This window comes from Methylocystis sp. ATCC 49242, assembly GCF_000188155.2.
GTDB lineage: Bacteria > Pseudomonadota > Alphaproteobacteria > Rhizobiales > Beijerinckiaceae > Methylocystis.
In genome coordinates this window covers 963,692-987,637 of the sequence record NZ_KE124774.1, presented here as the reverse complement: position 1 = coordinate 987,637, position 23,946 = coordinate 963,692, and the positions used below count along the sequence as shown (strand labels likewise).

Annotated in this window: 24 protein-coding genes; 12 read left to right on the top strand and 12 right to left on the bottom strand. The window is 64.7% G+C overall.

Annotated features, from left to right (window positions below; translation table 11 throughout):
• Window positions 1-43: 43 nt before the first annotated feature.
• From MET49242_RS06760 to MET49242_RS06750, 3 genes are all read right to left on the bottom strand, one after another.
• Window positions 44-256 carry a cold-shock protein gene (locus MET49242_RS06760; RefSeq protein ID WP_036281671.1) on the bottom strand — a complete coding sequence of 71 codons (213 nt, stop codon included), beginning with the start codon at window positions 254-256 and terminating at the stop codon, window positions 44-46.
• 189 nt (window positions 257-445) lie between these two features.
• Window positions 446-931: a GNAT family N-acetyltransferase gene (locus MET49242_RS06755; RefSeq protein WP_244430741.1), complete on the bottom strand. Its 486-nt coding sequence runs from the start codon at window positions 929-931 to the stop codon at window positions 446-448.
• A complete protein-coding gene (locus tag MET49242_RS06750; RefSeq protein ID WP_036281669.1) occupies window positions 928-1,719 on the bottom strand; it encodes an inositol monophosphatase family protein in 792 nt (263 codons plus the stop codon). Before MET49242_RS06750 ends, MET49242_RS06755 begins: the two co-directional genes overlap by 4 nt.
• Before the next feature lie 146 nt (window positions 1,720-1,865).
• Here MET49242_RS06750 and MET49242_RS06745 point away from each other — a divergent pair, with 146 nt between their 5' ends.
• Together MET49242_RS06745 and MET49242_RS06740 are read left to right on the top strand one after the other, a co-directional pair.
• Complete coding sequence (locus MET49242_RS06745) at window positions 1,866-2,159, top strand: hypothetical protein (protein WP_036281667.1); 294 nt, start codon at window positions 1,866-1,868, stop codon at window positions 2,157-2,159.
• A gap of 400 nt (window positions 2,160-2,559) precedes the next feature.
• Window positions 2,560-3,093, top strand: a complete 534-nt coding sequence (locus MET49242_RS06740) for a DUF1465 family protein (protein WP_036281665.1) — start codon at window positions 2,560-2,562, stop codon at window positions 3,091-3,093.
• 153 nt (window positions 3,094-3,246) lie between these two features.
• Here MET49242_RS06740 and rpmE read toward each other — a convergent pair whose 3' ends face one another.
• A complete protein-coding gene (rpmE, locus tag MET49242_RS06735; RefSeq protein ID WP_036281662.1) occupies window positions 3,247-3,477 on the bottom strand; it encodes a 50S ribosomal protein L31 in 231 nt (76 codons plus the stop codon).
• Window positions 3,478-3,756: 279 nt separating this feature from the next.
• On the opposite strand from rpmE, the gene MET49242_RS23240 reads away from it, so the two are divergent.
• The gene (locus MET49242_RS23240; protein WP_051134059.1) at window positions 3,757-4,734 is read left to right on the top strand and encodes a hypothetical protein; all 978 of its coding nucleotides are present in this window, start codon (window positions 3,757-3,759) and stop codon (window positions 4,732-4,734) included.
• A gap of 90 nt (window positions 4,735-4,824) precedes the next feature.
• Here the strand turns inward: MET49242_RS23240 and cpdR are convergent, their stop codons facing one another.
• Complete coding sequence (gene cpdR / locus MET49242_RS06720; RefSeq protein ID WP_036281656.1) at window positions 4,825-5,199, bottom strand: cell cycle two-component system response regulator CpdR; 375 nt, start codon at window positions 5,197-5,199, stop codon at window positions 4,825-4,827.
• A 191-nt stretch (window positions 5,200-5,390) separates the two neighbouring features.
• Between cpdR and MET49242_RS06715 the strand changes: the two genes are divergently transcribed.
• Both MET49242_RS06715 and hisN read left to right on the top strand, forming a co-directional pair.
• The gene (locus MET49242_RS06715) at window positions 5,391-6,350 is read left to right on the top strand and encodes an N-formylglutamate amidohydrolase (protein ID WP_051134058.1); all 960 of its coding nucleotides are present in this window, start codon (window positions 5,391-5,393) and stop codon (window positions 6,348-6,350) included.
• 30 nt (window positions 6,351-6,380) lie between these two features.
• The gene (hisN, locus tag MET49242_RS06710) at window positions 6,381-7,184 is read left to right on the top strand and encodes a histidinol-phosphatase (protein ID WP_036281653.1); all 804 of its coding nucleotides are present in this window, start codon (window positions 6,381-6,383) and stop codon (window positions 7,182-7,184) included.
• On the opposite strand, the gene MET49242_RS06705 is transcribed toward hisN, so the two are convergent.
• Window positions 7,181-8,125, bottom strand: a complete 945-nt coding sequence (locus tag MET49242_RS06705; protein ID WP_036287192.1) for an alpha/beta fold hydrolase — start codon at window positions 8,123-8,125, stop codon at window positions 7,181-7,183. The genes hisN and MET49242_RS06705 overlap by 4 nt on opposite strands.
• An 88-nt stretch (window positions 8,126-8,213) precedes the next feature.
• Window positions 8,214-8,780 (bottom strand): TlpA disulfide reductase family protein, encoded by a 567-nt coding sequence (locus MET49242_RS06700; protein WP_144259495.1) that lies wholly within the window; start codon window positions 8,778-8,780, stop codon window positions 8,214-8,216.
• Between the two features lie 243 nt (window positions 8,781-9,023).
• Here MET49242_RS06700 and MET49242_RS06695 point away from each other — a divergent pair, with 243 nt between their 5' ends.
• Window positions 9,024-9,488: an Hsp20 family protein gene (locus tag MET49242_RS06695; protein WP_036287186.1), complete on the top strand. Its 465-nt coding sequence runs from the start codon at window positions 9,024-9,026 to the stop codon at window positions 9,486-9,488.
• A gap of 55 nt (window positions 9,489-9,543) precedes the next feature.
• Here MET49242_RS06695 and MET49242_RS23235 read toward each other — a convergent pair whose 3' ends face one another.
• The gene (locus MET49242_RS23235) at window positions 9,544-10,695 is read right to left on the bottom strand and encodes a hypothetical protein (RefSeq protein WP_051134057.1); all 1,152 of its coding nucleotides are present in this window, start codon (window positions 10,693-10,695) and stop codon (window positions 9,544-9,546) included.
• 489 nt (window positions 10,696-11,184) lie between these two features.
• Here MET49242_RS23235 and gltB point away from each other — a divergent pair, with 489 nt between their 5' ends.
• The gene (gene gltB, locus MET49242_RS06685) at window positions 11,185-15,894 is read left to right on the top strand and encodes a glutamate synthase large subunit (RefSeq protein WP_036281651.1); all 4,710 of its coding nucleotides are present in this window, start codon (window positions 11,185-11,187) and stop codon (window positions 15,892-15,894) included.
• Between the two features lie 67 nt (window positions 15,895-15,961).
• On the opposite strand, the gene MET49242_RS24785 is transcribed toward gltB, so the two are convergent.
• The gene (locus MET49242_RS24785; RefSeq protein ID WP_144259494.1) at window positions 15,962-16,192 is read right to left on the bottom strand and encodes a hypothetical protein; all 231 of its coding nucleotides are present in this window, start codon (window positions 16,190-16,192) and stop codon (window positions 15,962-15,964) included.
• A gap of 452 nt (window positions 16,193-16,644) precedes the next feature.
• On the opposite strand from MET49242_RS24785, the gene MET49242_RS06675 reads away from it, so the two are divergent.
• Complete coding sequence (locus MET49242_RS06675; protein ID WP_036281646.1) at window positions 16,645-18,063, top strand: glutamate synthase subunit beta; 1,419 nt, start codon at window positions 16,645-16,647, stop codon at window positions 18,061-18,063.
• 6 nt (window positions 18,064-18,069) lie between these two features.
• The gene (locus MET49242_RS06670; protein ID WP_036281644.1) at window positions 18,070-18,279 is read left to right on the top strand and encodes a hypothetical protein; all 210 of its coding nucleotides are present in this window, start codon (window positions 18,070-18,072) and stop codon (window positions 18,277-18,279) included.
• 67 nt (window positions 18,280-18,346) lie between these two features.
• On the opposite strand, the gene MET49242_RS06665 is transcribed toward MET49242_RS06670, so the two are convergent.
• Both MET49242_RS06665 and MET49242_RS06660 read right to left on the bottom strand, forming a co-directional pair.
• On the bottom strand, window positions 18,347-19,042 hold the full coding sequence (locus tag MET49242_RS06665; RefSeq protein ID WP_036281641.1) for a L,D-transpeptidase: 696 nt from the start codon (window positions 19,040-19,042) through the stop codon (window positions 18,347-18,349).
• 150 nt (window positions 19,043-19,192) lie between these two features.
• Window positions 19,193-20,569 carry an SGNH family hydrolase gene (locus tag MET49242_RS06660; RefSeq protein WP_244430738.1) on the bottom strand — a complete coding sequence of 459 codons (1,377 nt, stop codon included), beginning with the start codon at window positions 20,567-20,569 and terminating at the stop codon, window positions 19,193-19,195.
• 68 nt (window positions 20,570-20,637) lie between these two features.
• Between MET49242_RS06660 and MET49242_RS06655 the strand changes: the two genes are divergently transcribed.
• The 3 genes from MET49242_RS06655 to MET49242_RS06645 all read left to right on the top strand — a co-directional run bounded on the left by MET49242_RS06655 (window position 20,638) and on the right by MET49242_RS06645 (window position 22,863).
• A complete protein-coding gene (locus tag MET49242_RS06655) occupies window positions 20,638-21,117 on the top strand; it encodes a hypothetical protein (RefSeq protein ID WP_036281639.1) in 480 nt (159 codons plus the stop codon).
• A gap of 101 nt (window positions 21,118-21,218) precedes the next feature.
• A complete protein-coding gene (locus tag MET49242_RS06650) occupies window positions 21,219-21,941 on the top strand; it encodes a ribonuclease T2 (protein WP_051134474.1) in 723 nt (240 codons plus the stop codon).
• 76 nt (window positions 21,942-22,017) lie between these two features.
• On the top strand, window positions 22,018-22,863 hold the full coding sequence (locus MET49242_RS06645) for a 23S rRNA (adenine(2030)-N(6))-methyltransferase RlmJ (RefSeq protein ID WP_036281637.1): 846 nt from the start codon (window positions 22,018-22,020) through the stop codon (window positions 22,861-22,863).
• A 1-nt stretch (window position 22,864) separates the two neighbouring features.
• Here the strand turns inward: MET49242_RS06645 and MET49242_RS06640 are convergent, their stop codons facing one another.
• Window positions 22,865-23,941 carry an alkene reductase gene (locus MET49242_RS06640; protein WP_036281635.1) on the bottom strand — a complete coding sequence of 359 codons (1,077 nt, stop codon included), beginning with the start codon at window positions 23,939-23,941 and terminating at the stop codon, window positions 22,865-22,867.
• Window positions 23,942-23,946 lie beyond the last annotated feature (5 nt).

The window sequence follows — 23,946 nt, the reverse complement described above, 5'->3', positions numbered from 1 at the left end:
GTCCGGGGCCGTCGCCGGCGCCCGGACTTGCATTATTCCCGGATCAGTTCTGGATCTGAAGGTTGTCGGCCGAGGACTTTCCGCGGCGGGTGTCGACGACGACTTCGTAGCTCACCTTTTGACCTTCGAGGAGATCGCGCAGGCCTGCACGCTCCACGGCGCTGATGTGGACGAACACGTCGGCTCCGCCAGCGTCAGGCTGGATAAAGCCGAAACCCTTTTGCGAATTGAACCATTTTACGGTGCCAGTGGCCATAGCCTGTCCTTTCAAGACGTAAAGGGGCTGCCCCGAGTGTGAGGCGCCCGCCCAATCGAAGTTTTGGTGGAATGTCAGTCGCCGCGCGTCTTGAGACGGGAAAGCAAGATCGTTCGGCCGAAACCCGATGGAGCAAATATAGCGCTCGCGCGTCCGAAGGAGAAGCCCGCAGACGGCGATTTGGCAATTTCAGCGCGAACCGCGCCACTCCATCATTATCGTCGCGCGTCCCGAGAGCGTATTGGCGCCGCGCCCGACCTGAAGGAAGCCGCGACGTTCATAGAAGCGGATCGCGCGCGCGTTGTCGGCGTTCACGTCGAGGCGGACGACGCCGGGGGAGGCTGCGCGCGCGGCCTCCATCAACATTTCGCCGAAACCTTCGCCGAAATGCGCCGGGCCGACGCAAATCTGGTCCAGCCAGCCCGTATTCGGATTGATGATGACGAATCCGGCCAGAGCTGGCGGGTCGTCCGCGAAAAGGCAGAGCGTGACGGCGCCGTCGGTTTCGAGCGACGCAATCTGACGCGTCAGCCAGTCGCGACGCGCGTCGAAGTCGATCTCGGGAAAAGTGGCGCGCCAGGACGCGACCCAGAGATCGAGCATCGCCGGCAAATCGCCGTCGCTCCGCGGGCGCAGACTCGCTGAAAGCGTTCGCTCGGGCAGGGCGGCGGTCACGCTTTCCTCAATACGTCCAGGAGCTGCCGATGGATCGTCTCATTGCCGGCGCAGACCTCGCCCTTCGTCAGCATGTCGCCGCCGCCGGAAAAATCGGAGACGAAACCGCCCGACTCGCGCACGAGCATGATTCCCGCTGCGACGTCCCACGACCGGATGCCGCGCTCCCAATAGCCGTCGAATCGCCCGCAGGCGACCATGGCGAGATCCATCGACGCGGCGCCGAGGCGGCGGATATTGCCGATCTTGGCCATGCCGGCGGCGAGCTCGCGTTTGAAGGATTCGTGATCGCGTGCGCGGGCCAGCGGTGGAATCCCGCAGGCCACCATCGACTCCGACAGCGAGCGGCGGGCCGCGACCCGCATGCGGCGGTTGTTGAAATAGGCGCCCTGGCCCTTTTCGGCCACGAACATCTCGTCGGTCGCCGGATTGTAAACGAGGCCGGCGACAAGCTGCCCCTCGCGCTCCAGCGCTACCGAGACGGCGAAAATCGGCACCCCATGCAGGAAGTTGGACGTGCCGTCGAGCGGGTCGATATGCCAGGTGTGGCTTTTGTCGGCTCCTTCGATCGAGCCGCCTTCCTCCATGATGAAACCATAGCCGGGGCGGGCCTTCGACAACTCCTCGAAAAGCGTCTTCTCGGCGCGTTTGTCGGCGGCGGTGACGAAATCGCCCGGCCCCTTGACCGAGACCTGGAGATTTTCGACCTCGCCGAAATCACGTTTGAGACCACGACCAGCCTTGATGGCGGCGGCGGTCATCACATTCATCAGCGCGGAACGAATCATTCTTCATGCCTCGGGGGGACATCGTCGGGGGAGGAGGGTTCCAATGCCCCCCAGGCGTCGGCGCGTCAAGCGTGGGGCGGCCACATTCGTCAAATCGTCAAGCTTTACGGATTTTAAATGGAATAACGCGCATTTTATCGGCCTCGATGCAGAAGGAGTTCGCAGCATTGTCGATTGATGTCGGTTACGACCCGTCGACGTCTCCCTCACGTCCCCGGGCCCTGGTCGAACACTACCGCGCCTCCCTCTACGAAGAGCAGGCGCACAGGTCGGCGCCGGCTCCGCAGCGGCAGCCGCGGCCTTTTCCCCGCCTGAGCATGGGCCAGGTGGTGCGCGCCGCGCTCCTGATGATCGCCTGCCTCGGGTTGGCGCAGCTTGTTCAGGTCGGACAAGCCAGCGCCGAGAAGTCGCCTGCGCCCGGACAAATGCAGGTCAAATAAATCCCCGACAGATCGGCGGCGCGACGCTTCGCTCGCACCGTCCTTTCTCACGTCGCGGCCGGATTCAGCCGGTCAGGGCGCGACGCGAGGATTTTTTACTAAAATCGCGCGCGTTAACCTTAAATTAACAAGTTGCGCGCAGCTTTGGAGTCGTCCCTCGCGGACTCGAGTGGCATCTTCTCCACTCGTCCTTGATGCCTCCCTGTCAAGAAGCCTTGAGAGCCGCAGTCGCGGCTCTCTTTTTGCGCGCCCGGCGCCCGGCGGATTTCTCCGCGCGAGGGCGCCGGCCCGTTAAGGTTAAAGAAGAGCTAAGCAAGCGCGCCCGCTTCAATTGGGTTACAGTCCTCATGCATCGAGTTCAACCGGGAGCCGATCCCGGCATCATCTGCGTGAGCGTCTCATGGGTCGTGTCAATGACAGTCTGAACGACAGGGCGGAACCCGTCTCCTTCGTTGAAAAGCTTGCGGGCTCCGAGGCTTTCGGCGCCATGTTCCGGGAGGGGATGGGTCTTGTCGAGGAGGCTGCGGCCTATCTCGACGGCCCCGGCCGCGAGGAGGCCAAATCGCTTCCCCGCGCCGAGGCGCTCGCCTACGCCGCCGAAAGCATGCGGCTAACGACGCGGCTGATGCAGATCGCGTCATGGCTTCTTCTGCAGCGCGCGGTCAATCAGGGAGAGTTGACCCGCACGCAGGCGGCCAGCGACCGTCACAGGGTCAAGCTGCATCAGCAGGAATTGGCCTCCGCGCCTGACCTCTTCAACCGCCTGCCGCAGCGGCTGCGCGATCTGTCCCTGCACTCGCTGCGCCTGCAGGCGCGCATCATCCATCTCGATCAACTGTTTTACGCGCCCGCCGAGCTCACGGTGGAGAAAATGCCGCCGGCGAGCCCGGTGGAGGCGCAACTGGCCAAGCTGCGCGAGGCGTTCGCGCAATAACAGCCGGCGTTCATGTCGGTCGGCTCAAATGGCGGCGGGAAGAAATTTCCGCCGCCTTTTTTATTGCATGCCGGCAATCGATGGCCGGCCACGAAAAAAACGCCGGGGCGGCGGGCGCTCCGGCGTTTATTCGATCTGCGGGATCGGAGTCGGTTACTTCTTGCCGAAGCTCATGTTGCCGAAGCGCGAATTGAAGCGCGACAGGCGGCCGCCACGGTCGAGCAGCTGGGTGGTGCCGCCGGTCCAGGCCGGATGGGTGTTGGGGTCGATGTCGAGGTTCATCGTGTCCCCTTCCTTGCCCCAGGTCGAGCGGGTGACATACTCGGAGCCGTCGGTCATCACGATCTTGATCGTGTGATAGTCGGGGTGGATTTCCTTTTTCATCGTGATGCGTCCTTCCTGCGACTAAAACGGCGACGCCCCGCAACGCGGGGCGGCCGGTTGAACCTGACGGATTTGGCTGCGCTCTTAGCGCAAAGCGGCGGATTCGGCAAGATCGTGCATTGCCGGAGCGCTTCAGGCGTCGTCGCCCCCGACTTGAGCGTTTGACGTCGATGGCGCAAAAGGACCCGAAAGGGGCCGGGAGCGGGCAATTTGCGGATAACGATAATCGGGGGGTCGAATTCGGGCCCGCAAATCGGCTGGACCGCCGCCTTGAGGAAAATGGCGCCGGAGCATCAGTTCGACAACCGGTTTCTTGGAGCGGTTGGATCGCTTTTCGGACTGGTGCGCCTTCTCGGGATGAGCCGGGAAGCCGGCCCCAGGCCGGACGCAATAATCTTCGAATACACGCTCAACGACTCGCTGTGGCAGGCCGGCGGCAACGTCTCGCTTCAGGTGATCGAGGAGACGCTGCACGACGTCGCGACCCTTTGCGCGCGCGAGGGCATAGGCTTGCTGTTCCTGTGCCTGTGCGTGCGCCCCGCGGAGGGGGAGGGCGAGTCGGTCGGCTCGCTCTTCATGGACGGGCTGTATCGCGGGGTTGCGCGGGCGCGCGGCGCCGATTGCCTCTTTCTCGGCGACATTTTGGGCGCGATCGAAGGCGGCCAGTATTCCGACGCCCTGCACCTGGGCCCCAAGGCCTCCCATCGCGTGGCCGAGGCCTTGGCGGCGCGTCTTCGCGCGCCGATCCCGGTCCCGCGGGGCGCAAGGCGCAGCCTTTGCTTTTCCTATATCGATGCGACGCAGGCGGGCCAGGAAGGTCCGGCGAGACTCACGCGGATCAGGACGCCGGTGTTCGAAGGCCCCTTCATCGAACTCGCGCCCGGCGGCGCGAGCCGTTGGCGGGCGCACGGCCGCCTTGTGGCGCTGATGGTGCGCTCGACGGAATTCAGCGGATATTACCGGATAAAGTCGGGGGATTTTGTCATTCGCAAGAACGCGCAATCCGCCGCGCGCGATGACCGTCCCCAGCTGATGATCCTGCACTATGTTGCGCAGGAAATCGTCGGCGATTCCGAAATAATCGTTGATCTGCCCGCCTCGGAGGCCGAACTCATGAAGCTGCCGAGCGATCTGACACTGATGGACAAGGAGCCGTCCAGGCCATTTGCCGAGCAGAGGTTCGAGATCGGCGGCATTGTGGTCTATCGGCCACGCTCACGCCTGCGGCGCTGGATCGACGCTCTGATCGCCCGATAGGGAAAGATTCGCGACGCCCACCGCGCGAATTTTTCCACGCCGAACGCTGCGAGCAATCCGGCGCGGGGAAACGAAAATCGAAAGAAATGCTTACGCGGCCAGCATGCGCTGCACCTCGGTGACGAGATCGCGCAGATGGAAGGGCTTGGACAGGATTTTCGCCTGACGCGGCGCCTGATTGTCGGGGTTGAGCGCCACAGCGGCGAAACCCGTAATGAACATCACCTTTATATCGGGGTCGAGCTCCGTAGCCCGGCGCGCGAGCTCGATTCCGTCCATTTCCGGCATCACAATGTCGGTAAGGAGCAGTTCGAAGGGCTCGACGCGCAACTGGTCATAGGCGGAAAGCCCGTTGTCGAAAGAGCTCACGGAGAATCCTGCCTGCTGCAACGCCTTGACGAGGAAGCGCCGCATGTCGTTGTCATCCTCCGCAAGCAGGATTTTCGCCGTCGACCGATCGTTCATCGCAGTCCTCTCGAATTTTTCCCCATAGAGCCGCAGCTTCGTAAATATTAGGTGAAAGTCGCGCCACTCCACGTTAACCTACAAAGTCATATATTCCGATTTCGCGAACCTTTCGAGCATCCGCGTTGCGAACCTCGCGGGTTGATGGGGTAGGGTTGCGAAGCCAGCGAGGGCGTGAGCGAGGCGTTCGGATGGACGACGACCGGGGACATGAAGGCTTTTTGCGAAGGGACGCCGCCGCGCCCTGCGAGCCAGAATTCATGCCGCCTTTGGAGGTGATAGAGCCGGCCGTGCTTCTTTCGCCGCTGGTTTTCTCCTCCCCGCATTCTGGTAGCGTCTATCCTGCGCGCTTTCTCGCCGCCTCGAGGCTCGACATCTCCACGCTCCGCCGATCCGAAGACGCATATGTCGACCAGCTTTTCGCTTCTGCGCAGGCTGTCGGGGCGCCGCTGCTGCGCGCCCATTTTCCTCGCGCCTATCTAGACGTGAATCGCGAGCCTTACGAACTCGATCCCAAACTGTTCGACAGCGCCTTGCCGAATTTCGCAAACACCCGTTCGCTTCGGGTGGCCGCAGGGCTCGGCACCATCCCGCGCGTCGTCGCGGATGCGCGGGACATATATTCGTCGCGCTTGCCCATAGACGAGGCGCTGCGACGCATCGAGGGGCTCTACAAGCCCTACCACGCGGCGCTGCGTTCGCTGATGGAGCGTGCGGCGAGGCGTTTCGGCTTCGCGGTGCTCGTCGACTGCCATTCCATGCCTTCGACCAGCGCCCGCGATCCCGCGCTCGCGGCGCGGGGCGACAAGCGCCGTATCGATTTCGTCATCGGCGACAGGTATGGCGCAAGCGCCGCGCCGGCCGTCGTCGACGGGGTAGAGGAGCGGCTGCGGCGTTGGGGCTACAATGTGCAGCGCAACCGGCCCTACGCCGGCGGCTATATCACCGAGCATTTCGGCCGGCCCGCCGCCGGTTGGCATGCGGTGCAGATCGAAGTCTCGCGCGGGCTCTACATGGACGAGGCGACGCTCGAAAAAAACGCGCGTTTCCCGGTGATCGCCGGACACCTCGCCGAAGTCGTCGATGGCCTCGCCCATGACGTCGAGACCGACGAAGCTTTCGGCGGCCCGCGCCGCGCGGCGGCAGAATAAAAAGCGCGCCCTCGCTCGCCCGGAGTTTGAATGACAGCCGTCGATTTCGAGAAATTCGTCGAACATCTCGCCGATGTATCCGGCGAGGCCATCGTCCCCTTCTTCCGCACTTCGATCTCCGCCGACGACAAGGCGCATGGCGGCGCGTTCGATCCCGTCACCGAGGCCGACCGCGCCGCCGAACTTGCCATGCGCCGTCTGATCCAGACGACCTTCCCCAGCCACGGGATCATTGGCGAGGAATTCGGCTCGACGGACGAAGACGCCGAATATGTCTGGGTGCTCGATCCGATCGACGGCACCAAGAGTTTCATCTGCGGCTTTCCGACCTGGGGCACGCTCATCGGCCTCTCGCATCGCGGCCGGCCCTGCTATGGGCTCATGCACCAGCCCTTCACGCGCGAGCGCTTTCATGGCGACGGCGAGGCGGCTTTCTGGCGCGGTCCGGCGCGCAACGGCAAGGGCGGCGAGGAGCGGCGCAAGCTCTCCGTGCGCCCGTGCCCGAAACTTTCGCAGGCGACGCTGATGACGACGTCGCCGCTCCTCATCGATCCGGCGCTGCGCGAGAATTTTCATCGTGTCGAGCTGGAGGTGAGACTGTCGCGCTATGGGGGCGACTGCTACGCCTATTGCGCGCTCGCGGCCGGCCATGTCGATCTTGTGATCGAGACGAATCTCAACCCCTACGACATTGTCGCGCTGATCCCGATCATCGAGGGCGCCGGCGGGATTGTCACCACATGGAGCGGGGGGAGCGCCGCGCAGGGCGGCTCGATCATCGCCGCCGGCGATCGGGCGTTGCATGACGCAGCGTTGAAGCTCCTCGCCGGTTAAGCCGCCCGTTCACCGGGAATGAACGCGTCGAATGCGCGCCAGAACTGGTCGCGCAATTCGTCGCGCTCCATCATGATCTCGTGCTTGGCGCCGGGGACCATCACCAGCGCGCCATTGTTGAGATTTTGCACGAAACGCTCGATGGCCGGGTTGGAGACGATGTCCTCGCGGCCGCAGGCGACGGTCAGGATCGGCGTGCGGATTCTGCGCGCATATTCGGGCGCCTCGAAGCGTTTCATTAGCCGGAAGGCGGCGTTGGCCCAGCCGATTGTCGGATCGCCGATCGCGAGCCCCGGCGCCTTTCTGAGGATTTCCGCGTTGCGGGCGAAGCGAACCGGGTCCGTGGTCAGCAGATTGTTGTCGAAGGGCTTCTCGATGAAGGAGCGGCCCGTGCCGCCGGGGATGAACATGCCGCCCAGTCCGATCATGTCGAGCGTGTCGGCGAGCCAGCGCGCGCCGCGCGGGAAGCGCAGGTTCGCGAGGTCGATCATGGGCGCGGTCGTGACGAGGCGCTGGAATGGCGGCCGGCTTGAATGCGCGGCGTCGAGCAGGATCGCGCCGCCCATCGAATGCGCAAGAGCGTACCAGGGTTGGGGACGCGAACTGAGAACCTGCGTAACGAAAGCCTCGAGGTCGCGCTGATATTGCGAGAAGTCGTCGATGTGCCCCTTGCGCGGATCGTCAAGTTCACGTTGCGACCCCGCTTGACCGCGCCAGTCCATGGTGACGACGTCGAAGCCGCGTTTGCGAAGATCCTCGATCGTCTCGAAATATTTCTCGATGAATTCGTTATGCCCCTGAAACAGCGCGATCGTACCGCGCGGCTGCGTGGGGCAGGGAAAAATCGCTGCGCGCAGCAATCGACCGTCGCGCGTGCGCAGGCCAAGGACTTCAGCGCGCTCCGGGATGGGGTTGTCGGCGGTCGCGACGAGGTTGAGCATTTTGTCTCCGCGGCGCGAAGGCCGATTCTCTTCCGCCGAAGAATAGAGCATTTTTTCGCGCCGACCGAGAGCGCCGCAGCCAAATCGCTTATGGCGCGCAGAAGGCTGCGAGGCGCTGCGGCTCTGCGAAGTCCATCTTGCCGCTGACGATCGCCTGCACTTCCCCGGCAGGGGTCAGCAAATAGTGCTGCGGTGTGACGACGCCGCCCGAGGCGGTCAGGCCGTAGAAGGCGCGCGCGGCCTTCGCCTTCGCCACGTCGGTCTTTGTGGAGTCTCCCACGCGGTAGAATTTCCAGGGCAGGCCGAACGTCCTGAACTTTGCAAGATCCTTGGGAAAATCGCTCGCCCGCGCGGAAACGAAGACGACGTTCCAGCGATCGCGGCATTTGTCGGCGATGGCCTTGAAACCCGCGATTTCCGCGCGGCAATTGGTGCACCAATGCGCCCAGAGGGTCACGAGCGTGGGCTTGCCGTTCGACATCAGCCCGCGAAGGTCGAGCGGCGCCCCTTTTTCGTCGACGAGGTCGATCTCTCTCAGCGAGGCTTTCATCTGTACTTCGGTCACGGCGCGTGGAGTCTGCACGCCAATGATCTCGGCGCGGGCCTGCGCCGTCCATATCGTCGAGAAAAAAAGAAAAGCGAGAAATCGTTTCATGCGTGGCCCCATGAAGAACGGCGGCCCAACGCCGCGCGGCCCTGTCATAGCATAGTCGTCGGCGGCGCGGGTGCGGGTTCCGTTCGTCGCCGGGACGAATCCTTCGCCGCGCCGTTTTCGGCGCCCTTGAACTCCGGCGCGGCGCTCCCCAAATCGGGCTCAGCGCGGGCCAAAACGGACGCGCAACAGGCGCGGCGCGGTCACGCAAGCGCGCCGCATGTCGCTTCAGACGGAGGATATGTCATGCGTCATTTCGATCTTTCCCCTCTCTATCGCCAAACGGTTGGTTTCGACCGGCTGTTCAATCTGCTTGATCAGGCAAGCGGGATTGACAGCGCCTCCACCTATCCGCCCTACAACATCGAGCGCACCGGCGAAAACGCCTATCGCGTGACGCTCGCCGTTGCGGGTTTCTCGCGGGAAGAACTGGCGATCGAAACCAAAGAGAACACGCTGTCGATCAAGGGCTCCAAAGAGCAGGGTCCGCCCGCGCAAGGTCGTGAGCTCCTGCATCAGGGCATCGCCGCCAGAGCGTTCGAGCGTCGATTCCAGCTTGCCGACCATGTGGTCGTGACTGGCGCGAGCCTCGTGAACGGTCTGCTTCATGTAGACCTCGTGCGCGAGATTCCCGAGGCCCAGAAGCCACGCCGCATCGAGATCGGCGCCGGCGCGCCGACCGCAACGGTCGTCGAGTCGAAGGCCGCATAATAGCGAGACGACATCACCTGAAAACGGGAGGGGCGCCGGTTCGGCGCCCCTTTTTTTATCCGCCCGACTTTGGCTTTGTCGCGCTCTCTGGAGTCTTCGCCGTCTCTGGCTGTTTTGCGGTCGCCGGCGTCGCCGCCGCGGGCGTCACGGCCGACGCGCCCGACGCCGCGGCGGGGGGCACGATGGCGCGGCGGGAGGAGCCGCCGGTCGAACGTGCCGCAGTCGAGCGCCCTGCCGGCGCCGCAAGTCTTGCGGCCTCGGCGGCGTGCGGGGGCGCGGCCGCCTTGGAGGTTTCAGCCGCGCGAGGCGCGGGCGCCGTTTTGGCGGCTTCGGCCGACGCGGGGGCGGGAGCCGCGGCTTTCTGCGGCTCGGCCGCCACGGGCGCCGGCGGCTTCGTTTCCGCGGCCGGGGCAGGCGTTTGCGCGACCGGCTTGGCAGCTTCGACGGCTGGCGCGGGCTTTGCGGTTTCCGCGGGAGGCGCTTTTGCCGGGGCGGCGGCTGTCGGCGCCGGCGCCGGCGCGGCGCCCGATGGCGGCGTCGGAACAGGCTGCACCGGCGCAGGCTTGCTGCCGGGGCTGCCGTTGGGGGACGGAATATAGGGCGCCGGCCTCGCGGGCGAGGGCATGACAGGACTCGGCCGAGTGTGTTGAGGCCGCGCATGAGAGGGCGCGACATGCATCGGGGCAACCGGATTCGGCCGCACCGGATTGGGCGCGGCGACCTCCTGCGATCCCGGCCTCTTCTTTTCGGTCGGAGTCCCGCCGCGCGGCTCGCCGCCATAATCGCGCACGACGGGGCGGGAGCCGCCGAGCGGCTCGATGACCCTTCCTCCGTCCGAAGGCTCGCGGCCGATTTGCGGCGGCGGGCCGATCCTCACGGCGCGGATGATCTGGCCCTCGAACGGATCGATGAAGAAGCGCATTTCGCCCTCGCGACGGTTGACGCCGGTCGCGACGACCTGATCGCCGCGCTGGCCGAGAGGCCCGACGAGCTGATAGCCCTCCCGCGCGAGGATGCGCGCAACCGAGCGACGCGAAGCGAAGCGCGGGGCCTCGTCATAGTCGTCCGGCGGAATGTCGTAACGATAGGTGTAGGCGAAGGGCCGGAAGAAGAACTGCGCATTCGCCGCTTGCGGTGTCGCCTCACAGGCCAAAACGACGCCGAGCGTGAGCGCCACGCGCCAGCTCTTCCATGAAAATGCGGTCATTGTGAGTAATCCCGTCGTCGCCCGGACGGTCGATCCGGGCGCCTCCATGCTCGGCCGCGAATGCGGCAAGCGTAGGACGCCGCGCTGTCCCTCTGCCGAATCCGGGGGCGGTTGCTTGTCACCCGTGCATAAATCTGGCAGAAATATGCGGCGTCGATATGTCAGCGCTACTGACCTTTCGGCGCGGTTCGCCCTCGCAAGTCGCTCATATTCCTGTCCGGTCGCCGATCCAATGCAGGCGCGGGGAAGGAGGGATCGACCTTCGAGCGGTTTGGCGCGCCTCTTGCCTTCAGGGCGCGGCGCTCGGATGGAAGCGCGAGGCGCACGGAATTTGGCCGGCGAAAAGTCGGCCGGGATCGGAGCGAGGACGGGACGGGCGCGCGGGCGCTTCTAACAGTCCTGGTCTTGCTCTAAGCAGTTTTGGATCGAGAGGAGAGACGGGACGACGGCGCGGGAGGACGCGTCGCGTAACGTCGAGGAGACGCCGCCATGACGAAGGTCGCGAAGACGAAGGCCGCAGAGCAAGTCGCCGCCGCGCAGGAAATCGCGATCGGGCGCGATCCTGCGCTGCCGCTGGCGCAGGGCATGTACGACCCCTCGCAGGAGCATGATTCCTGCGGCGTTGGCTTCGTCGCCAATATGCGCAACGAGAAATCGCACGCCATCGTCGAGATGGGTCTTCGCATCCTGCTCAACCTCGATCATCGCGGCGCCGTCGGCGCGGACCCGAAGCTCGGCGACGGCTGCGGCATCCTCGTCCAGATTCCGCACGACTTCTTCAAGGCGGAATGCGCGAAGCTCGGCTTCGATCTGCCGGTGGCCGGCGACTACGCCATCGGCCAGTTCTTCCTCCCGCGCGACCCGGACACTCGCGCCAGGGCGCGCGAAATCATCGACGCCTCGATCAAGGATGAGGGGCTGACGGTTCTCGGCTGGCGCGATCTGCCGATCGATTCGAGCGACCTCGGCGAGGCGGTGAAGGCCGTCGAGCCGCATCACGCGCAGATTTTCGTCGGCCACGGCCCGGACATCAAGGACGGCGACGAATTCGAGCGCCGCATCTATCTGGCGCGCAAGGCCGCCTCTAACGAAATCTACAAGCTCGGCAACGGCGGCCGCGAGTTCTATGCGGTTTCGGTGTCGACGCGCACCATCGTCTACAAGGGCATGGTGCTCGTCTCGCAGCTCGGGGAATATTTCCTCGACCTCAAGAACGAGCGCTTCGTGTCGGCGCTGGCGCTGGTGCATCAGCGCTTCGCAACCAACACTTTCCCGTCCTGGCGCCTCGCTCACCCTTATCGCTTCGTCGCGCACAACGGCGAGATCAACACGCTGCGCGGCAATCTCAACTGGATGGCCGCGCGTCAGGCGTCGGTGGCGTCGCCGCTCTTCGGGGACGGCATCAGCAAGCTCTGGCCGATCTCCTATGAAGGCCAGTCGGACACGGCGTGCTTCGACAATGCGCTCGAATTCCTCGTGCGCGGCGGCTATTCGCTCGCTCACGCGGTGATGATGCTGATCCCGGAAGCCTGGGCCGGCAATCCCCTCATGGATGAAGACCGCAAGGCCTTCTATGAATATCACGCGGCCCTGATGGAGCCGTGGGATGGTCCCGCCGCCATGGCCTTCACCGACGGCCGCCAGATCGGCGCGACGCTCGACCGCAACGGCCTGCGCCCCGCGCGCTATCTCGTCACCGACGACGGGCTGGTGGTGATGGCGTCGGAAATGGGCGTGCTGCCGATCCCGGAAGAGAAGATCGTCACCAAATGGCGCCTGCAGCCGGGCAAGATGCTGCTCGTCGATCTGGAGCAGGGCCGCATCGTCTCCGACGACGAGATCAAGAAGGAGCTGTCGAACTCCCATCCCTACAAGGAATGGCTGGCTCGCACCCAGATTCAGCTCGAGGACCTCAAGCCCGTCGAGCCGCGTCCCGCGCGCGCCGATGTCTCGCTGCTCGATCGTCAGCAGGCCTTCGGCTACACGCAGGAAGACCTCGATCTCCTCGTCTTCCCGATGGCCGTCACGGGTCAGGAAGCCGTCGGCTCCATGGGCACCGACACGCCCGTGTCGCCGCTCTCCGACAAGGAGAAACTGCTCTACACCTATTTCAAGCAGAACTTCGCGCAGGTGACCAATCCGCCGATCGACCCGATCCGCGAAGAACTGGTCATGAGCCTCGTCTCCTTCATCGGTCCGCGTCCGAACATCCTGGATCACGAGGGCTCGGCGAAGAAGAAGCGCCTCGAGGTGCGTCAGCCGATCCTGACGAGCGAAGACCTCGAAAAGATCCGCTGGATCGGGATGGTCGAGGACAGCTTCGACACCAAGACGATCGACATCACCTATGACGCCGCCAAGGGCGCGGAAGGTCTGCGCGGCGCGATCCAGCGTCTGTGCGACCGCGCCGAGGAGGCGGTCACGGGACGTTACAACATCATCATCCTGTCCGACCGCATGGTCGGGCCGGATCGCATTCCGATCCCCGCGCTGCTCGCGACGGCGGCGGTGCATCACCACCTGATCCGCAAGGGTCTGCGCACGTCTGTCGGCCTCGTCGTCGAGACCGGCGAAGCGCGGGAAGTGCATCACTTCGCGTGCCTTGCGGGTTACGGCGCGGAGGCGATCAACCCCTATCTCGCCTTCGAGACGCTCGCGGCCTCGGCCGACGATTTCCCGAAGGACGTTGACGCCGCGACCGCGATCAAGCGTTACATCAAGGCCGTCGACAAGGGGCTTCTGAAGGTGATGTCCAAGATGGGCATCTCCACCTATCAGTCCTATTGCGGCGCGCAGATTTTCGACGCGGTCGGTCTGGCGCAGGCGTTTGTCGACGAATATTTCACCGGCACCACGACGCGCGTCGAAGGCGTCGGGCTCGACGAGATCGCCAGGGAGACGGTGCGCCGTCATCGACTCGCCTTCGGCGACGCGCCGGTCTATCGCGACGCCCTGGACGTCGGCGGCGACTACGCCTTCCGCATCCGCGGCGAGGCGCATAGCTGGACGCCGCAAACGATATCGCTGCTTCAGCACGCGGTGCGCGGCAACGCCCGCGACCAGTATCGCGCCTTCGCCCGGGAGTTGAACGAGCAGGACGAGCGTCTGCTCAATCTGCGCGGCCTGTTCCGCATCAAGAGCGCCGAGGAAGACGGCCGCAAGCCCGTGCCGCTCGATGAAGTCGAACCCGCGAGCGAAATCGTGAAGCGCTTCTCGACGGGCGCCATGTCTTTCGGCTCGATCTCGCGCGAGGCGCACACCACGCTCGCCATCGCGATGAACCGCATCGGCGGCAAGTCGAACACGGGTGAGGGCGGCGAGGAGCCGGATCGCTTCAAGCCGCTGGCCAATGGCGACTCGATGCGTTCCGCGATCAAGCAGGTCGCTTCCGGCCGCTTTGGCGTGACGACGGAATATCTCGTCAACGCCGACATGATCCAGATCAAGATGGCGCAGGGCGCGAAGCCCGGCGAGGGCGGCCAGTTGCCGGGCGACAAGGTCGATGCGGTCATCGCCAAGGTGCGTCATTCGACGCCGGGCGTGGGCCTCATCTCGCCGCCGCCGCATCACGACATCTACTCGATTGAGGATCTGGCGCAGCTCATCTTCGACCTGAAGAACGTCAATCCGAAAGCCAATGTCTCCGTGAAGCTCGTCTCCGAGGTCGGCGTCGGCACCGTGGCCGCCGGCGTCTCGAAGGGCCGGGCCGATCACGTGACTATTTCCGGTTACGACGGCGGAACGGGCGCGTCTCCGCTCACCTCGATCAAACATGCGGGATCGCCGTGGGAGATCGGCCTTGCCGAGACTCATCAGACGCTGGTGCTGAACAATCTGCGGTCGCGTATCGCCGTGCAGGTCGACGGCGGTCTGCGCACGGGCCGCGACGTCATCGTCGGCGCGCTGCTGGGCGCCGATGAATTCGGCTTCTCGACGGCGCCGCTCATCGCAGCGGGCTGCATCATGATGCGCAAGTGCCACCTCAACACATGCCCGGTCGGCGTCGCGACGCAGGACCCGGTGCTGCGCAAGCGCTTCGTCGGCCAGCCGGAGCATGTCATCAACTACTTCTTCTTCGTGGCCGAGGAAGTGCGCGAGCTGATGGCGCAAATGGGCTACCGCAAGTTCGAGGATCTCGTCGGCCAGATGCAGATGCTCGACAAGCAGAAGGCGTTTGCGCATTGGAAGGCGCAGGGTCTCGACTTCTCGAAGCTGTTCCACAAGCCGGCGGGCGAGGGTCCCGAGGTGCGCCACAGCGCGACACAGGACCACGGTCTCGACAAGGTCCTCGACAACAAGCTCATCGAGCAGGCGCGTCCGGCGCTCGACCGCGGCGCAAAGGTCTCGATCGAGACGCCGATCCGAAACGTCAATCGCACGACGGGGGCGATGCTCTCGGGCGAAGTGGCGCGCATCTATGGCCACGCCGGCCTGCCGGAAGACACGATCGACATTCGCGCCACCGGCACGGCGGGACAGAGTTTCGGCGCCTTCCTCGCGCGCGGCGTGACGCTGCGTCTCGAGGGCGAGGCCAACGACTATGTCGGCAAGGGCCTCTCCGGTGGCAAGGTGATCGTCTATCCGTCGCGCCAAGCGCAGAAGATAGAGCCGTCGAACTCGATCATCGTCGGCAATACGGTGCTCTACGGCGCCATCGCGGGCGAGTGCTATTTCCGCGGCGTCGCGGGCGAGCGCTTCGCGGTGCGCAACTCGGGCGCCATTGCGGTCGTCGAGGGCGTGGGCGACCACGGCTGCGAATATATGACGGGCGGCGTAGTGGTGGTGCTTGGCCAGACGGGCCGCAACTTCGCGGCGGGCATGTCCGGCGGCGTCGCCTATGTGCTCGACGAGGACGACACGTTCTCGACGCGCTGCAACCTGGCGATGGTCGACCTGGAGCCGGTGCGCGACGAAGAGACCGCGATGACCGACGCCTATCACCAGTCGGGCGATCTCGAGACGCATGGCCGCGTGGACATCATGGGCGACATGACGCGCTTCGACGCCGAACGCCTGCGCCAGCTCATCGCCAATCATCTACGCCATACTGGCTCGACCCGCGCGCGCCAGATCCTGGACGACTGGGCGGTCTACAAGGGGAAGTTCCGCAAGGTGATGCCGGTCGAGTATCGCCGTGCGCTGAATGAGATGGCTGCGAAAAAGCAGAAGCCGGAGCGACTTGCCGCCGCCGGAGAGTAAGCAATTTCCGCGATATGCGGCCAGCGCGGGGAACACCTCGACGCTGGCGCATATCGGGCGGCTTCGCCTAGCGGCACATCCAATGGCCGTGCTTGTTGCGGCAGGGGTGGTGGGGGTGAACATGATGGCCCCAGTCCCGGTGCATATAGCGGTGATGTCCGCCAATGTTCTGGTGGCGGCTCAGCTCACGTCTGTGATGCCGATGCGCGTCATGGTCGTGGTGATCGAAAGCGAGAGCCGGACCGGAAATGGCCAGCATGACCGCGCCGGCCGCGGCGAGAAACAGTGATCTACGCATGATATCCTCCCGGTAAAACAGCTCCTCCGGCCGCTTTTCACCGTAATGCGAACCTGGGAGCCACGACGTGAATTGTTCACGCTCAAGGCTCTTTGCAAGCCTGGCAGTTTCAATCGTTGGATCCGTTCATGCCATCGGGGAGAGCAGGCCGTCTCAGGGATCGTCGACCCGTCGTCGACAGCGGCCAGCAGGGGAGACGCTGCGGTTTGGCGGGGCGTGTCGGGCAAGCGTAGCGATTGCGTGGCCTCACGTCGGGGCCTTGGAAAAGCGATGGGTCGTTCGCGCCCGCTTGACGCGGCGCGAGCGAAAGCGTTTAGAACTTTTGCGAAATTGCGCAGTGGCGGCGGCTGTCGGCAAGCTGGCGGATTTCGCCTTTGTGTCCGGTCGCTCGACCGGGGCAAGTTAAAGCCCCGGTCGCGGCTGGAGCCCGATGCGAAAGGTTTGGAAGCAATATGGGCAAGGTCACGGGCTTTCTCGAAATCGATCGGCAGGATCGCAAATACAAGCCGGCGGCCGATCGCATTCGCCACTATGACGAATTCGTCATCCCGCTGTCGGAAGAGGCGACCCGCAATCAGGCGTCGCGCTGCATGGATTGCGGCATCCCGTTCTGCCACAACGGTTGCCCGGTCAATAACCAGATCCCCGACTGGAATGATCTCGTCTACCACGGCGAATGGAAGCGCGCGCTCGCGAACCTCCATTCCACCAACAACTTTCCGGAATTCACCGGCCGCATCTGCCCCGCGCCCTGCGAGGCGTCCTGCACGTTGAACCTTCAGGACCAGCCGGTCACGATCAAGACGATCGAATGCGCGATCATCGACCGCGGCTTCAAGGAAGGCTGGGTCGTTCCCGAACCGCCGAAGCGCAAGACCGGCAAGCGTATCGCCGTCGTCGGCTCCGGCCCGGCGGGCCTCGCCGCCGCCCAGCAGCTGGCCCGCGCCGGCCATGAGGTCCATGTCTACGAGAAGTTCGCCAAGGCCGGCGGCCTGCTGCGCTACGGCATCCCGGACTTCAAGATGGAGAAGCACCTCATCGACCGCCGCATCGCGCAGATGGAGGCGGAAGGGGTGGTGTTCCACTACAACGTCAATGTCGGCTTCGACACGAAAGTGCAGGATCTCGTCGAACTGCATGACGCCGTGATTCTCGCCGGCGGCGCCGAGAAGCCGCGCGATCTGCCGATTCCGGGGCGTGAGCTGCGCGGCGTGCATTTCGCCATGGATTTTCTGCCGCAGCAAAATCGCCGCGTCTCTGGAGAGCCGCTCACGACCAATGAGCCGATCCTCGCAACCGGCAAGCATGTGGTCGTCATCGGCGGCGGCGACACCGGTTCCGACTGCATCGGCACTTCGGTGCGACATGGCGCGCTTTCGGTTACGCAGCTCGAAATCATGCCGGAGCCGCCGGCGAAGGAAAACAAGCTGCTTACCTGGCCCGACTGGCCGCTCAAGCTGCGCACGTCTTCCTCCCACGAAGAGGGGTCGAAACGTGAGTTCTCCGTTCTGACCAAGGAATTCGTCGGGGAAGGCGGCGCGGTGAAGGGCCTGCGTTGCGTCCATGTCGACGGCAAGATGCAGGAAGCGCCCGACAGCTCATTTATGCTGAAGGCCGATCTTGTGCTGCTCGCCATGGGTTTCGTTTCTCCCGTGCATGAGGGAATGCTGGAGCAACTTGGCGTCGATCTCGACAACCGCGGCAACGTCGTGGCGGATACGCGCGCCTATAAATCGTCGCGCGAGAAGGTTTTCGCGTGCGGAGACATGCGGCGCGGCCAATCTCTCGTCGTATGGGCAATCCGCGAGGGGCGCCAGTGCGCTCACGCGGTGGACGCCCATCTGATGGGCGAAACAAATCTGCCAAGGTGAGGAAACATGGTCAGCGAGAAATTGAATCTCTGGTATTGCGATACTTTCGTCAGCCAGCCATGGCAGTTCTTCTTCCTGCTGCTGCCTCTTGCGGGCGCGTTCCTTTACGGGCGCGAGCAGAAGAAGCTGGGCTGGACGCTGATCGGCATTTGGGTCGCGATCCAGGTGACCTTCTCCGCGCTGACTAATTTCGTCTTCAGCTGCAATCTTGAGTAAGAGCCGCGCAGCTCAATAAAAAAGCCCCGGCGAAAACCGGGGCTTTTCTTTTGCGGGGAGAGGTCCGTCAGAGCACCACGACGGCAGTGCCCACCTTCACGCGGCTGAAGAGATCCGTGACGTCATCATTCGTCATGCGGATGCAGCCCGAAGAGACGGCCTGACCGATCGTCCAGGGCTCGTTGGAGCCGTGAATACGGAACATCGTGTCGCGGTTGCCCGAGTAGAGATACATGGCGCGGGCGCCGAGCGGATTGTCTTCGCCGCCGGCCATGTGCCGGGGCAGGTCGGGGCGGCGCTTCAGCATTTCCTTCGGGGGCGTCCAGTCCGGCCAGCTTTCCTTGCGGCCGATGCGGACGCGGCCCTTCCAGGTGAAGCCTTCGCGGCCCACGCCGATGCCGTAACGCACCGCCTGTCCATTCGGCAGCGAGAGATAGAGATAGCGGTTCTGCGTGTCGACCGTGATCGTGCCGGGCTTTTCCTCGGTTGGATCTGGCATGATTTCGCGGGTCGAAGACGGATATTCCCGGCCGAGGCGTGTCTCGTCCTGACCGCGGTTATAAGCGGCGGCCGGTTGCTGCTGGTCGCTGTAATAGGCCGTCATTTCCTGTTGCGCCGGCGGCTCGTCCTCGAAGAGCGCCATGAAGCCGCGATCGTCAGCCTGTGCGCCGCTCGCGCCAAGGCCCGCCACCAAGGCGAACGCCGCGACGGAAAGAACACGCTGCGCCCTTGTTTTGATCTGCGACGACGGAACGAACGACATGACCCCTGCTCCTCAATTCCCCTGTGGCTTGGAGAATGCGCGAGGCGGGCAAATCGTTCCGTGCGCTGACGCACAATCGTAAATGAATTGCAAACGAAAATTGTAAACATGCGCCGATCCCCGGTTTGCTCCGGGATGTGCGCGGCGCGCTTACGGCTTCCAGGAATAATCGTCGGCGCGATTTGGCCGCGGCGCCTGGTCGCCGCCTTCCACGAACACATGTCGCGTCAGCGCCTGCGCCCCTGCGTCGGCGGCCGGCGCGGCCTGGGTCCGACGCGCGAGTTCGCCGCCGGCTGTCGCCGGTACCGCATTCAGCGGCTGCGTCGGACCAATAGCGGGGCGATCGGGAAGCGTTGGCGCGGGAGAGACAGGCGCCGCGACAGGGGAGCGGAAGACCACCGGCGCCCCATTCGGCGCGCCATGGCCCGCCGTCTGGGAGGCGGGCTGTCCGTCCTGTCCGGCGGGCGCCGTTGCTGTCGGCTGTCCCGACGCGGGCGCGGGCTCCGCCGGCTTGCGCGCGTCGTAGAGCTTCTTCACTTCGCTGGCGACGAAATGCGCGACGCTGCGCGCGCCGGCCTCGGTGAAATGCACGCCGTCGCCGGAGCGCAGCTTGACGATCTGGCCGTTGATGTCTGGACCGAAGGCGCTGTATTGGCCGCGCTCGTCCGCGAGCGCCTCCCACAGGTCGACGAAGACCGCGCCATTCGCGGAGGCGCGGTCGCGGAAGATTTCATTTAGCTTGGCCATGTCGGCCGAATAGCTTTCGTTTTTCATCACCGGCAGGCCCACCCAAACCACCGGGATTTTCTTTTCTTTGAAGGCGGCGACTATGGCGTCGACGCGGGCGGCGTAGATTTCTCGCCATTTCGGCGACAGCGGATCTAGGGCGTCCGCCCCCTGACGCAGCGTCTGGCGGTCGTTGCTGCCGATCATCATGACGGCGACGTCGATTTTCTGCGATCCGCCCGCCAGCTCTCGCGCGGCCTTGGGCCAATCGTAGAAGTCGTCGCGCACAAGGCCGGAGCTCTCCTTGCCCTTGCGCAGAACGGCGATGTCGGGCTTGTCGCTGAACGCTTCCTGAAGTCCGTTGGAAAGCAGAATGCCCAGCGTATCGCCCATCACGGCGACGAAATAGGACGGCGGGACCGCGGGCGCCGTAGTCGTCTGCTCCGCGCCCGGCGTCGCCGCGGAGCCCTCTGTCCGTTTGGCCGCGCGGCGGGGGGCGCGCGCTTCTCCGCCGCGCCAATAGGTGGGCGCGCGATTTTCCTGATGCGGCATCATGCGCCGCACACGCGGCTGGCTGGGCGGGCGTGAGGGGGCCGAACGCTGTCCGCCGCCGCCGCCGCCGCCGAAGAGACCGCCGAAGAAATCCGAGAACGGATCCTGCGCAAAAGACTCCGGCGCGCTCATCACCAGCGCGGCCATGACGAGTAGGAACGCCGCAAGCGCGCGGCGCGGGGAGAAGGATTTGCGGGTTCGTTCAGCGCTCATGAAGGGAATATAGGGACCGATCGTCGCCTCGTGCAAATGCGGCTTGACGCAGGAGGGGCTTTTCGCCTCAATCGCGCCGACTCATGCATCGTCGGGAGATAGGAATGCGACGCCGCGATCCAGCAATCGGAACCTTGTCGAGGGGACTGACCGCGGCGGCGCTCATGGCGTTGGGCGCGACGCCGGGTTTCGCCGGCCCCACGCTACGCGATCCCAATCCCCCCGCCGAGCAGCGCGTCCTGCCATATCCGGGCAATCTTCCGCCCTGCGCGGATTCACTGGTTTTCGGGGACATAGCGGCGACTTTCGCGCATCGCGAAAGCGAATATTGGGGCTCCACGCTCGCCATCGTCAGCTTCGACCGCGTGTCGGAGACCGGCTACCGCACGCATGGGCGCAGCTATATCCCGCGCCGCTACTGCGAGGGCGAGGCCCTGTTCAACGACGGCCAGCGCCGCCATGTCGTCTACAACATCGGCGAGTCGCTGGGCATGTTCGGCATCGGCTTCGGCGTGACCTGGTGCGTCGAGGGGCTTGACCGTAACCATGCCTTCAGTCCGAATTGCCGGGTCGCCGGCCCCTGACCGGCGGCTTCCGTTTCGCCCTTCCGAAAGTCGTTCGTCAAATGCCAGTCCGTAAAGCGTCTGTCTCCGCGCTGCGTGAATGCGCCGCGCAGGTCCTTTTTATGTCCGCTGTCGCCGTGTTTCTGGCGGCGCTCGAGAACGCCGCCGTCGCCCGCGACGATTGCATCCTCGACAATTGCGCCGATCAACGGCCGCCTGTCGAGCAGGCCCGCCCGCAGGGGGAGCGCTCGGGCGGCGGCGAATTCCGCAGCGGCGCGCCCTCGCGCGATTTCGATTTCTATGTTCTGGCGCTGAGCTGGTCGCCCGGCTTCTGCGAATATATCGAAGGCGCGCGCGACCAGTGCGAGCCGGGGAAGGGCCTCGGCTTCGTCGTCCATGGCCTCTGGCCGCAATATGAGCGCGGTTTCCCGAGCGATTGCGCCGGGCCGCGCAGCCCCTCGCGCATCGCGCTGGAGCGCGCCAACGGCGTTTTTCCGGACGAGCGTCTGGCGCGTTACGAATGGCGAAAGCACGGGACATGCAGCGGCAAGAGCCCGAGCGATTATTTCGCCGACGTCGCGCGCGCGAGGGAAGCGGTGACGATTCCGCCGCTGTTCGTGAAGCCGAAACAGGCGCAGACCTTTACGCCGATCGACATCGAGCGCGCCTTCTACGACGCCAATCCGCGCCTCCGGCCCGGCATGATGGCGGTCGCCTGCCGGCGCGGCGTGTTCGAGGAAGTGCGCATCTGTCTCTCGAAAGACCTGCGCGATTTCCGCGCCTGTCCAGAGGTCGTGCAACGCGGTTGCCACAATCGCGAGATCTCCGTCCCGGCGCCGATGTGATAGCTGGAGTAATAATTGGGCCGAGGGCCGCAAGGCTCACGGCCCAAGACGGCGCCATCAACGGAATCCGTTTCGCATGAATTACCGCCATGCTTTCCACGCCGGCAATTTCGCCGACGTGTTCAAGCACGCGCTGCTTGCTCGCTTGCTCGTTTATCTCACGCGCAAGGACGCGCCCTTTCGCGTCATCGACACCCATGCGGGGGAGGGCGCCTACGACCTCGCCGCCGAGGAGGCCGAGCGCACGCTCGAATGGCGCGGCGGCGTCGGCCGGCTTGCGGACATGAGCGAGGCGAGCGACCAGACGCGCGCGCTGCTCGCGCCTTATCTCGATTGCGTAGGGCCGTTCGGCGAGGACGGGCGCCCTTTCGTCTATCCCGGCTCGCCAGCCATCGCCGCGCGGCTGATGCGCGCGCAGGACCGCGCCATCTTCTGCGAATTGCGCCCGGACGCTCATGAAGCGCTGCGCTATCGCTTCGGACGCGACGAGCGGATCAAGACGATCCACATCGACGGCTACACGGGGCTTGGCGCCTATGTGCCGCCGAAGGAGCGGCGCGGGCTCGTGCTCATCGATCCGCCTTTCGAGCGCACGGACGAGTTCGAGGCGATGTTTTCCGCCTTCCGTAGCGCCTACAGAAAATGGCCGACGGGCATATACGCCTTATGGCATCCGTCAAAAGACCCTTATGCGGAACGTAATTTCAACGACGCATTCGGGAAAAATGACATCAAGCGCGCGTTGCGCCTGTCGCTCGCGGTCGCGAAAGGCGGCGAAGGGCTACGCCGCACCGGGCTGGTTGTCATCAACCCGCCTTTCGTTTTCGAGGAGGAGGCGCGCGACATCCTCGCATTTCTTGCCCCGCGCCTTGCGCAGGGCGAAGGCGCGGATTTCGAGATCGAGTGGCTGACGGGCGAATGAATCAGCCGCCCATCGCCGGATAATCGGTGTACCCTTCCGCGCCGGGCGTGTAGAAGGTCGCCGCTTTCGGCGCATTCAGCGGCGCGCCCGCCTTGATCCGCGCGGGGAAGTCGGGATTGGCGAGGAACGCTGCGCCGAAGGCCACGGCGTCGACCTTGCCGTCGCGGATCGCCGCGTCGGCCTCGTCGGCGCGATAGCCCATGTTCCCGATCAGCACGCCCTTGAACGCCTCCCGCGCGGGCGTCATCACGTCGCCCTTTTGCTTGCCGTAAAAGTCGCCGCGCATCACATGAAGATAGGCGAGGCCGAACTTGTCGAGCTCTTTCGCCAGCCACGCGGTCAGACCGACGGGGTCGCCGTCCGACATGCCGTTGTAGCTGTTGAGCGGCGAGATGCGCAGGCCGACGCGATCCGCGCCCCAGACCGCGATCACCGCTTCCAGCGCCTCGAATATAAGCCGTGCGCGATTCTCGATCGGGCCGCCATACGGGCCGCTGCGCTTGTTGGCGCCGTCGCGCAGAAACTCGTCGAGGAGGTAGCCGTTGGCGCCATGCAACTCGACCATGTCGAAGCCGGCGGCTTTCGCGTTGCGCGCCGCCGCCTCGAAGCCCTTGACGATCCCCGGTATTTCGTCGTCGCGCAATTTGCGCGGCGTCACATAGGGCTGAGCGCCCTGTGGCGTGTTGACCGCGCCATTGGCGATCGCAATGGCCGACGGCGCGACGGGTATGGCGCCGTCATTCAATAGCGGATGACAGGCGCGGCCGCCGTGCCAGATTTGCAGCGCGATCAACCCGCCCTTGTCGTGGACGGCGTCCGTCACGCGCCGCCATCCCTCGATCTGCGCTTGCGAATATATGCCGGGCTCGCGCCAGAAGGCGGAATTATTGGCCATGGCCATCGTCGCCTCGGCGATGACGAGGCCGGCGGAGGCGCGTTGCGCGTAATATTCCGCCATCAGCGCGCCGGCTATGTGATCGTCCTCCGCGCGGCAGCGGGTCAGCGGCGCCATCAAAATGCGATTGGGCAGGGTCAGCGCACCGACTTTCAAAGGCGCAAAAAGCGCGTCATGAGACATGATGA

Excerpts from the sequence above, each read along its gene's own strand:
- MET49242_RS06715 (WP_051134058.1), top strand. The coding sequence starts at position 5,391 with ATGGACGACGACCGGGGACATGAAGGCTTTTTGCGAAGGGACGCCGCC.
- MET49242_RS06640 (WP_036281635.1), bottom strand. The coding sequence starts at position 23,941 with ATGTCTCATGACGCGCTTTTTGCGCCTTTGAAAGTCGGTGCGCTGACC.
- MET49242_RS06740 (WP_036281665.1), top strand. The coding sequence starts at position 2,560 with ATGGGTCGTGTCAATGACAGTCTGAACGACAGGGCGGAACCCGTCTCC.
- MET49242_RS06760 (WP_036281671.1), bottom strand. The coding sequence starts at position 256 with ATGGCCACTGGCACCGTAAAATGGTTCAATTCGCAAAAGGGTTTCGGC.
- MET49242_RS06700 (WP_144259495.1), bottom strand. The coding sequence starts at position 8,780 with ATGAAACGATTTCTCGCTTTTCTTTTTTTCTCGACGATATGGACGGCG.
- MET49242_RS06655 (WP_036281639.1), top strand. The coding sequence starts at position 20,638 with ATGCGACGCCGCGATCCAGCAATCGGAACCTTGTCGAGGGGACTGACC.
- MET49242_RS23235 (WP_051134057.1), bottom strand. The coding sequence starts at position 10,695 with ATGACCGCATTTTCATGGAAGAGCTGGCGCGTGGCGCTCACGCTCGGC.
- MET49242_RS24785 (WP_144259494.1), bottom strand. The coding sequence starts at position 16,192 with ATGCGTAGATCACTGTTTCTCGCCGCGGCCGGCGCGGTCATGCTGGCC.
- MET49242_RS06670 (WP_036281644.1), top strand. The coding sequence starts at position 18,070 with ATGGTCAGCGAGAAATTGAATCTCTGGTATTGCGATACTTTCGTCAGC.
- hisN (WP_036281653.1), top strand. The coding sequence starts at position 6,381 with ATGACAGCCGTCGATTTCGAGAAATTCGTCGAACATCTCGCCGATGTA.
- MET49242_RS06745 (WP_036281667.1), top strand. The coding sequence starts at position 1,866 with ATGCAGAAGGAGTTCGCAGCATTGTCGATTGATGTCGGTTACGACCCG.
- MET49242_RS06665 (WP_036281641.1), bottom strand. The coding sequence starts at position 19,042 with ATGTCGTTCGTTCCGTCGTCGCAGATCAAAACAAGGGCGCAGCGTGTT.
- MET49242_RS06645 (WP_036281637.1), top strand. The coding sequence starts at position 22,018 with ATGAATTACCGCCATGCTTTCCACGCCGGCAATTTCGCCGACGTGTTC.
- MET49242_RS06750 (WP_036281669.1), bottom strand. The coding sequence starts at position 1,719 with ATGATTCGTTCCGCGCTGATGAATGTGATGACCGCCGCCGCCATCAAG.
- MET49242_RS06675 (WP_036281646.1), top strand. The coding sequence starts at position 16,645 with ATGGGCAAGGTCACGGGCTTTCTCGAAATCGATCGGCAGGATCGCAAA.
- gltB (WP_036281651.1), top strand. The coding sequence starts at position 11,185 with ATGACGAAGGTCGCGAAGACGAAGGCCGCAGAGCAAGTCGCCGCCGCG.
- cpdR (WP_036281656.1), bottom strand. The coding sequence starts at position 5,199 with ATGAACGATCGGTCGACGGCGAAAATCCTGCTTGCGGAGGATGACAAC.
- MET49242_RS06705 (WP_036287192.1), bottom strand. The coding sequence starts at position 8,125 with ATGCTCAACCTCGTCGCGACCGCCGACAACCCCATCCCGGAGCGCGCT.
- MET49242_RS23240 (WP_051134059.1), top strand. The coding sequence starts at position 3,757 with ATGGCGCCGGAGCATCAGTTCGACAACCGGTTTCTTGGAGCGGTTGGA.
- rpmE (WP_036281662.1), bottom strand. The coding sequence starts at position 3,477 with ATGAAAAAGGAAATCCACCCCGACTATCACACGATCAAGATCGTGATG.
- MET49242_RS06650 (WP_051134474.1), top strand. The coding sequence starts at position 21,219 with ATGTCCGCTGTCGCCGTGTTTCTGGCGGCGCTCGAGAACGCCGCCGTC.
- MET49242_RS06695 (WP_036287186.1), top strand. The coding sequence starts at position 9,024 with ATGCGTCATTTCGATCTTTCCCCTCTCTATCGCCAAACGGTTGGTTTC.